Annotated in this window: 6 protein-coding genes and 8 tRNA genes; all 14 read left to right on the top strand. The window is 40.4% G+C overall.

The annotated features are described in order from the left end of the window. Positions 1 to 424 precede the first annotated feature (424 nt). The 14 genes from RG959_RS23595 (at position 425) to RG959_RS23525 (ending at position 8,654) form a co-directional block, all read left to right on the top strand. On the top strand, positions 425 to 730 hold the full coding sequence (locus tag RG959_RS23595) for a hypothetical protein (protein WP_342799237.1): 306 nt from the start codon (positions 425 to 427) through the stop codon (positions 728 to 730). A 6-nt stretch (positions 731 to 736) separates the two neighbouring features. Next, positions 737 to 988 (top strand): hypothetical protein, encoded by a 252-nt coding sequence (locus RG959_RS23590; RefSeq protein WP_342799236.1) that lies wholly within the window; start codon positions 737 to 739, stop codon positions 986 to 988. Between the two features lie 117 nt (positions 989 to 1,105). Next, positions 1,106 to 1,399 (top strand): helix-turn-helix domain-containing protein, encoded by a 294-nt coding sequence (locus RG959_RS23585; RefSeq protein WP_342799235.1) that lies wholly within the window; start codon positions 1,106 to 1,108, stop codon positions 1,397 to 1,399. Next, a complete protein-coding gene (locus RG959_RS23580) occupies positions 1,360 to 2,271 on the top strand; it encodes an IS3 family transposase (RefSeq protein WP_342799238.1) in 912 nt (303 codons plus the stop codon). The genes RG959_RS23585 and RG959_RS23580 overlap by 40 nt, the downstream gene beginning before the upstream one ends. A gap of 408 nt (positions 2,272 to 2,679) precedes the next feature. Beyond that, the gene (locus RG959_RS23575) at positions 2,680 to 3,108 is read left to right on the top strand and encodes a hypothetical protein (RefSeq protein ID WP_342799234.1); all 429 of its coding nucleotides are present in this window, start codon (positions 2,680 to 2,682) and stop codon (positions 3,106 to 3,108) included. A 514-nt stretch (positions 3,109 to 3,622) separates the two neighbouring features. Continuing rightward, entirely contained in the window at positions 3,623 to 6,841 is a 3,219-nt protein-coding gene (locus RG959_RS23570; RefSeq protein WP_342799233.1) for a DEAD/DEAH box helicase, read from the top strand. Positions 6,842 to 7,736: 895 nt separating this feature from the next. Next, positions 7,737 to 7,812: transfer RNA gene (locus tag RG959_RS23560), tRNA-Lys, on the top strand. Between the two features lie 7 nt (positions 7,813 to 7,819). Further along, a tRNA-Leu gene (locus RG959_RS23555) sits at positions 7,820 to 7,901 on the top strand. Between the two features lie 5 nt (positions 7,902 to 7,906). Continuing rightward, positions 7,907 to 7,980: transfer RNA gene (locus RG959_RS23550), tRNA-Arg, on the top strand. A gap of 85 nt (positions 7,981 to 8,065) precedes the next feature. Beyond that, positions 8,066 to 8,139: transfer RNA gene (locus tag RG959_RS23545), tRNA-Pro, on the top strand. Positions 8,140 to 8,152: 13 nt separating this feature from the next. Then, a tRNA-Ala gene (locus RG959_RS23540) sits at positions 8,153 to 8,228 on the top strand. Positions 8,229 to 8,248: 20 nt separating this feature from the next. Next, positions 8,249 to 8,322: transfer RNA gene (locus tag RG959_RS23535), tRNA-Met, on the top strand. Positions 8,323 to 8,463: 141 nt separating this feature from the next. Further along, positions 8,464 to 8,555 (top strand) — tRNA-Ser (locus RG959_RS23530). Between the two features lie 24 nt (positions 8,556 to 8,579). After that, positions 8,580 to 8,654, top strand: a tRNA-Glu gene (locus RG959_RS23525). Positions 8,655 to 8,656: the final 2 nt, after the last annotated feature.

Genomic DNA, 8,656 nt, shown 5'->3' with positions numbered 1-8,656 from the left:
CTTGTTTTTAGTATATCATGCGATTTTCAAGATTTTTATTGAAAAATATTGACAAACTATTAGCTGGTTTAGTTTAAGTGTATTACTTCACAATTTTGATAGAGTAAAGGCTATTGGGACACAAATGGAAAATGTAGGATATTTCAGCGTTACCACTTTTAATAATTGGATTTTATACTATATATAAATACGTAGTGAAACTAAAATAAGAAGCTCAACTCTTCGCATCCAAAGTAACATAAATGATATTTTGTTGTATTGAATACAAAAATATCTTTTCCTTTTCTTGTTTCATATAAGTAAGAAGGAAGCTAAGGTGTTTTTTTGTGTTTTAGGAAGTTTCGGGTGGTGCTTATCTAGAAAAAATTTACAATAAAGGGAGGGCGTTTTATAAAAATGTACGTTGGGAAAAGGGGGTTTTACGGTGAGCAAGAAAATCGATTTTTCACTTGGTTTGTTTTTTGCTCTAAGTACAATCGTTTTTCTAGTTGTTTTTCTAACAAACGGTCTATTTTTCAACTGGGCATTTGAGAGACATCACAATATTCTTAGCTGGTATATAAGGCCAATCTTCATTGTGCCCATTGTATTATTTGCCTATAAAAGGAGCTGGACGGGTATATTTGCTTTGAATTTTGCGCTTTTTACAATTATGTTTTGGTTCCCAGCACCAGCGACAAGCAGTTCAGATGTATTATCCTTTCTTGCTTATGAAATGGAGTATTTGTAAGGACCTTTGGGTGTTGCGAAGGTTCTCATCAGTTTAACTGTTCCAGCATTTTTTGTGCTGCTTATTTTGGCTGCATGGAAAAGAAACTGGAAATGGCTTATAGGGATTGTAATTGGAGCTGCATTATTAAAAATTGCCTGGAGTATTGTTTCTGGTGGTGATGCAGATATGTCAATTATAAAACCTGCCATTACAGGTGTCGTTATATGTATTTTAGGATTTTTCTTTTATAAAAGACGATTGTCAGTACGCAAATAATTGTATCTTTGCTTTGTTAATCTGTCTTACTTAATGCAATATAAAAGGATGATATGCTCCCCCTTAAGTGGACAGTGTAGAAAAGCAACGCTACTGTTTACTCAAGGGGGATTTTAAATGGCGAAAAAACAAACATACTCTGTAGAGCTTAAACTGCAGGCAGTCGAACTGTATATTTCAGGAGAACTAGGAGGGTATCGGCCAGTGGCTGAGCAGTTTAATGTGCACGCGACTCAGGTGATGAGATGGGTAAAAGCTTATAAAGAAGACGGAATTGATGGCTTAAAAGAGAAGCGAGGAGCTTTGGCTGGAAGGAAACCTCAAAATCCTTCGGATCAAGAAAAGATTAGACACTTAGAAGCAGAAGTCGAATATTTAAAAAAGCTGTTAGAAGCCAGGAAGGGGCGATAAGAAGAGCCAAATACCTTGAATATCAGGTGATCTATGAGATGTCACACCGGTTTCCTATTATCCTGCTTTGTGAGATTGCAGGAGTTTCAAGGAGTGGATACTATAAGTGGGTTAAAAAAGGACAGACAGCTTCAAAAAAACAGGTCGAAGACCAGTCTCTACAAGAAAGGATTATGGAGGTCTTTTCTCAGTATCGGGGTATATTTGGCTATCGAAGAATGACGGTCTGGTTACGTAAAACAATGAAGAAGCCCATTAACTATAAAAGAATCTATAGGCTGATGAAGGGACTAGGCATTCAAGCGAGGATTCGTAAAAAACGCGTATTTTACGGTAAAAGAGAAGTCTGTGTCGTGTCACAAAATTACTTGAATAGAGGATTTCAAGCTGCCCGCCCAAATGAAAAATGGGTAACGGATGTGACAATCCTTCCTTTTAATAAACAACGCCTTTATTTATCTGTTATTTATGACTTGTACAATAATGAAGTTGTCTCCTACAAGATAAGCCGGGTAAATAATCTCCAATTAGTACTTGATACGCTCGGCGCAGCCTGTAAAGAGCGTCCTGTAAAGGATATTCTTCTGCATAGTGATCAAGGCGTACAATATACATCCCGGGCCTATCACCACGCGCTGAAGTCATATGGCATGAAAGCAAGTATGTCCAGGAAAGGAAATTGTCTGGACAATGCCTGTATTGAAAGCTTTTTTGGCCATTTAAAGGCTGAATGCTTTTATCTCCTAACGTTTAATAATATTTTTGAAATTGAACAAGCCATACATAAATACATCGAATTTTATAACACTTTAAGGTGTCAAAAGAAACTACATAACCTTTCTCCAGTTGAATATCGTGTAAAGGCTATGTAACTATTTACGAGTGTCTACTTGACGGGGGCAGATCTAAATTGGTATTTAGCACCAACACTTATTTTAATCTGATTTGATATAATTAACATTTATGAGAAAGGGATGTTCTGTTTGAATCGTCAAGTAATGAAAGAAACTGCTTTTACATTTTTCACCTACATGATCCTAGTTATTTTTGTTTACCATGCAAGCCAAATAAAATGAAACATTACACCCCTCAACAATCTAAATCCTCTAATTATGGTTCTCGGTCTAATATTGATTACCAGCTATCTTCGTAGGGGCCAAAAGATTTTAACCAAAAAGGCTTACTCTATACTATATTTTATTAGTGCACTTGCAGGCCTTGCCATTTATTTTGCATTAACTTCATAAAGAAATATTAGTAAATAACATAGGAAGTGGAATATGCTTAATTACGTGCTTCAATATCTGAAAGGCTCTGCTGCTGCTATAATAGCAGCTGTTATCTCACTTAGCTTTCTTCTAGAAGTCATTTATCACAATTTTGATAGTGTTCAATTTTATTTTATATCTGTTTTTGGTTCAGTTATCGGTTACTTATTTGGTTTAATAGCTTTTGCTTGTTTCCTTCTAGCGAACCGAAAAGGGTACACCCAATTGACAAAATACTTAATTTTCCTTGTTTTAGGTTTGATAAGTGGGGGGATTGTAGAATTTTTCACAGGGTTAATGCTTTTTCCTGCATCCTTTGTTTCCACAATAATAGGATCTTTTGCTTTTATTATAAGTCAAAAAATCAAAAGCAAGTTAGCTATCTTGATAATTTCAGTTATACCTCTAATTGTTATCTTCATTTATCCATTGTTTTGGTAACACAAATGAGATTTCCTTGTTAATAAACAAAGGATTAAGATGAAGCTGAAAAATGGAAGAACTCTTATCCAAATTAATGGAGCAGTAAACATATCAAAAGAAACTACATAACCTTTCTCTAGTTGAATATCGTGTAAAGGCTATGTAGCTTTTTACGAGTGTCTACTTGACGGGGGGCAGATCAAGGAATTATGTTGCATTCGCAAATGTACAATAAAACAGGCGTCATCCCCTGATCATCAAGGGATGACGCCTGTTTTGGGTTAGCTGTCAGTTCCGCTGTTAAAATGGTTCTCCCGGTATTGACATTAGCTGCTGATCTATAAATGCAACATATTAAATACGTATGCTATATTGAATATAACAAATAGAATGGAACTGAATCATTTCACCCAAAGCAATATAGATTTAAGCAAAATTATCAGCAAGTTAATGATATTTTAATGTTACAGGGCAAATAGATGTAAACATACCGCAGAAACAACGGAATACCCGCAATAAAGGAGAACACCTGTTGAACATACAACTAAATCAAAAAATCATTAAAGACATGTGCGGCACCGCCTCATTCAAACGAGGAGATTCTTTTTACCGTGCTAATAAAGTAACATTTGAAAATTACAGTCATGAAAGCTGTGAAGCGACTGTTACAGGAATGGAAGACTTCCATGTCACGTTAAAAATAGATTCTAATGGCGGGCTCCACACGAAATGCAGCTGCCCTGTGCTGGCTTCTTTCCAAAAGGATTGTCAGCATATTGCGGCTGTATTACTGTCGATTTACGGGCATCAGCGAGAAGGGGCGCTACCTGTTATTCCAAGTGAGCGTGAAGATGATTCCGCAGCAAATCAGGCACTGACAGAAGGTCTGCTAAACCTCTTCAACAACCAGCCTAAACGTTCAAGCAAGTCTCAGCTTCACTTTGAAAAAAGGCAGGTTCTTGATACGGAGTTTACGTGTAAAGTCGTCAACATGGGCCAGGGGCAATTCATGTTCGGAATAGAAGTAAGAATCGGTTCGACTCATGTGCAAAGTATCCGGAATTTCCTTGAGCAGGTGAAAGAAGGTAAGCCAAGCCTGCTTTCGCCTGCATTTACCTACCATCCAAGCCTTCATTGCTTTCAAAAAGAAACAGATGCGGTTATTCAGCAGCTTATCCAAGTGGTTCATGATGAAAAAATATATGTGAACGCACTGCCAGACAAATCTGCCTATACAATCCGCCCTAACATGCTGCTCATTCCACCATCTTCCTGGGTGCGGCTTGTTCCTGTGCTGACAAGGGCTCCATTAATGAAGCTGGCGCATGGCGGAAATACGTTTGATAGTTTACGTTTATTGGATGAAGCACTTCCTTTGCAGTTTGACCTTTCAGTAGCAGAGAGTGAAGGATATCAACTTAAGATCAAGGGGCTCGGCGAGGTAATGGTGCTGAACGCTTATCAGTCTGTTCTGTTTGAGGATACATTGATTCAGGTGGGCAGTGAGGAAAGCGAGCGCCTTTCAGAACTTAAACAGATGCTGGAAGCCTCAGGCTCCAATCAAATTTTTATTCCTCAGGAGAAAATGAATTACTTTTTAGAAAACGTGGTTCCAGGTTTAAAAAAAATCGGCCAAGTCCAGGTAGCAGAAGAGGTCTCTAAAAAATGGCTTAAAACACCGTTGGTTGCAAGGCTGTATTTAGACCGTGTGAAAAACCGCCTGCTTGCCGGGCTGGAATTTCAATATGAAAATATTGTCCTCAATCCGCTGGAAGGCCGGGAGCTTGGAAAAGGCTTCGTGCCGGTAAGAGATGTGGAGAAAGAAGATGCAATCCTGCAGCTGATGGAGGAAAGTTTTTTTTCCAAGACTGACAGCGGATACCTATTGCATAATGAGAAGCTTGAGTATGAGTTTTTGCATAATGTTGTTCCGAAACTGCAAAAGCTTGTACAAGTATACGCCACTACGTCAGTGAGAAACAGGCTTTTCAGAGGGAATGCTCGGCCTCGAATTAAAGTCAGCATCCAAAAAGAAAGAACCAATTGGCTGGAATTTAAATTTGAAATGGAGGGCATTCTTGAAAAACAGATACGTGAAGTTCTACTGGCTCTAGAGGAGAAACGGAAGTATTACCGCTTGCGGAATGGATCACTCCTCTCCTTGGAGACAAGGGAATTTGAAGAAATTAACCGTTTCCTTAAAACACTTTCGGCACAAAAGGAAGATCTGGAAATTGGCGTAAGTCTTCCCGTTACCCGGGGGCTTCAGCTTCTTGATTCTGATGATAATCATGTCTTCACGTTAGAGAAATCATTCCGTCAGTTCTTGGAAACAATCCGTAATCCAGGCAGTTTGGAGTTTGAGGTGCCAGAGAGTTTGGAGTCGATATTGTATGATTATCAAAAGCAGGGCTATAAATGGATGAAGACGCTTGCCTGTTATGGGTTCGGAGGGATTCTTGCTGATGATATGGGACTGGGGAAAACACTCCAAAGCATTGCATTCATCCTGTCTGAGCTTCCTCATATCCAGAAAAAGAAGCGCCCGGTCCTTATTGTTGGCCCCTCATCTTTAACGTATAACTGGCTCAGCGAAATCAAAAAATTTGCCCCGGAAGTAAAAGCGGTTGTCGTAGATGGAAATAAAAAGGAACGGTTCAATATACAGAAGAATGTAACGGGTGTAGACGTTGTCATTACTTCCTATTCTTTGTTAGTAAGAGATAAAGTGTGGTACGAAAAGCAATTTTTTCACACCGTGTTCTTTGATGAGGCACAGGCTTTTAAGAATCCTGTTACACAAACAGCAAAAGCAGCGAAGAAGATACAGGCGGATTATCGCTTTGCCCTCACAGGTACACCAGTGGAAAATTCATTGGAGGAGCTGTGGTCGATTTTTCACGTTGTCTTTCCTGAATTATTCTTGGGTTTAAAGGAATACAGTCAGCTCTCTAGGAAAAAGATTGCCCGCAGAATCCGTCCATTTTTGCTTCGGAGAATGAAAGAAGAGGTACTGTCGGAGCTTCCTGAAAAAGTTGAATCGATGGAATTAGTGGAGCTGCTTCCTGATCAGAAGAAGCTATATGCTGCTTACTTGGCGAAACTAAGGCACGATACCTTGAAGCATTTGGACAAGGACACACTTCGGAAAAATCGTATCAGAGTCCTGGCGGGTTTAACTCGTTTACGACAGATTTGCTGTCATCCAGCTCTGTTTGTGGATGGATACAAAGGAAGCTCAGCGAAATTTGAACAGCTGATGCAGATTGTAGAGGAATCAAAGCTTTCCGGAAGAAGAGTATTGATTTTCTCGCAGTTTACGCAAATGCTTAAGTTAATAGGCAGGGAGCTGGCGAGTCAGGGACTCCCTTTTTTCTACCTGGATGGACAAACTTCATCAGAAGAACGGGTGGAAAAATGCAGTCGATTTAATGACGGTGAACGTGATTTGTTTCTCATTTCCTTGAAGGCGGGCGGAACCGGCCTCAATCTGACAGGTGCCGATACAGTGATCCTATATGACATGTGGTGGAATCCTGCAGTCGAGGAGCAGGCAGCTGACCGTGCCTACCGCATCGGCCAGACAAATGATGTACAGGTCATTAAGCTTGTTGCCCGCGGTACAATCGAGGAAAAGATGAATGAACTGCAAGAGAAAAAGAGGGATCTAATTGAAGAAATTATTGATTCTGAAGAGAAATCATCGTCAACGCTTACCGAAGAGGATATTCGTGAAATACTGATGATTTAGCGGGAATCAGGAAACAAAGAGTAGGTTAATCATAAAGATCTCAAGTGACTGCGCAAAAAAAAGCAGCCCGGTATATGGGCCGCTTTTTTCATGTTGAGATTTATCTAAAGTCGTCTAAGGGACTACTTTCAGGGTTTAAAGATCATATATGTAGGTGAAGTGTAAGGTAGTATGTAAGTAAGCCGCCTTTACCGTTGTTGAATAGAAGAAAGTTTTAAACCACCACTCCTCAAAGTGGGTGTTCGCAGAAACCTTCCTGCCTGTCCTCATTGGCCAAAAAACGAACGAGGCTTGTCATTCTGGATTCCATGTAAAACTCCCTGTTACAGTTTAAAGGTTAAAACTTTATATTATGACGCACAACGCAGCTTGTATTTATATATTACGCGGACCGTTCATGATATTCAATAGTAGTTGTTGTCCTGTATTCCTAAACCTCCCGCACGAAAAAACGCTCTAGCCTTTGTCATTCAGGTATATTTTTGAATCGCAATGTTATGTGTAGAACAAGCTTTTACACGGAAGTTTAACCGGAACCTGATGCTAAGTGTACTTCTTAAAGGTAATTCTTACATAAGTTTTTAGCATCTTGATCTTCTGCTTTATTTATATTTTACATCTTCTATTTTTGATAAGTGCCGCTCTTCAAGATAAATTCAAAGCTCTATACGGTGCTTTTTTAAAGGTGTATCTCAATTTGCTAGAAGGGGAAATGCTGAAAAAAGAAAGTTAGTAATAAATATTTTTGAAAAAGGTATTGATTTTAAATTTTAAGGGTGATAATATTTTATAGCTGTCGTTAGTGCAGATTATTCCGCAGTAGCTCAATTGGTAGAGCAACTGACTTGTAATCAGTAGGTTGGGGGTTCAAGTCCTCTTGCCGGCACCACTTACCGAGCCATTAGCTCAGTCGGTAGAGCATCTGACTTTTAATCAGAGGGTCGAAGGTTCGAGTCCTTCATGGCTCACCATGTATATGCGGGTGTGGCGGAATTGGCAGACGCACCAGACTTAGGATCTGGCGCCGCAAGGCGTGGGGGTTCAAGTCCCTTCACCCGCACTTTTGCGCCTGTAGCTCAATTGGATAGAGTACTTGACTACGAATCAAGCGGTTAGAGGTTCGAGTCCTCTCAGGCGCGTTATTGTATATATGAAACAGAGTTCTTACAAGATTCTTTTGAAAGTGGATATACTTTTTAAAAGACAGAACATCCTGTTCAAGTCCGGGAAGTAGCTCAGCTTGGTAGAGCACTTGGTTTGGGACCAAGGGGTCGCAGGTTCGAATCCTGTCTTCCCGATCTGTTTAAATATGGGGCCTTAGCTCAGCTGGGAGAGCGCCTGCTTTGCACGCAGGAGGTCAGCGGTTCGATCCCGCTAGGCTCCACCAATATTTTTAATACTTTTTTTGGCGGTGTAGCTCAGCTGGCTAGAGCGTACGGTTCATACCCGTGAGGTCGGGGGTTCGATCCCCTCCGCCGCTATTGGCATAAGCGTACTGTGTGATTCAGTAATGCATCTAAGACTCCTATGTGTGAGCATGAAGACACCAGCTCAGTTGCTGCGACCGGATAGCATAAAGCTGTCCGGTCACAGGTTCGAGTCTTGCCTGAGGAGCCATTTACGGAGAGCTGTCCGAGAGGTCGAAGGAGCACGATTGGAAATCGTGTAGACGGTTACCGCTGTCTCAAGGGTTCGAATCCCTTGCTCTCCGCCAGTATACTTTATCAAAATACATATTGGCCCCTTGGTCAAGCGGTTAAGACACCGCCCTTTCACGGCGGTAACACGGGTTCGAATCCCGTAGGGGTCACCATT

The sequence above is a fragment of the Domibacillus sp. 8LH genome, assembly GCF_038806185.1.
GTDB classification, from domain to species: domain Bacteria; phylum Bacillota; class Bacilli; order Bacillales; family Domibacillaceae; genus Domibacillus; species Domibacillus indicus_A.
This window is presented reverse-complemented; position numbering and strand designations above follow the sequence as displayed.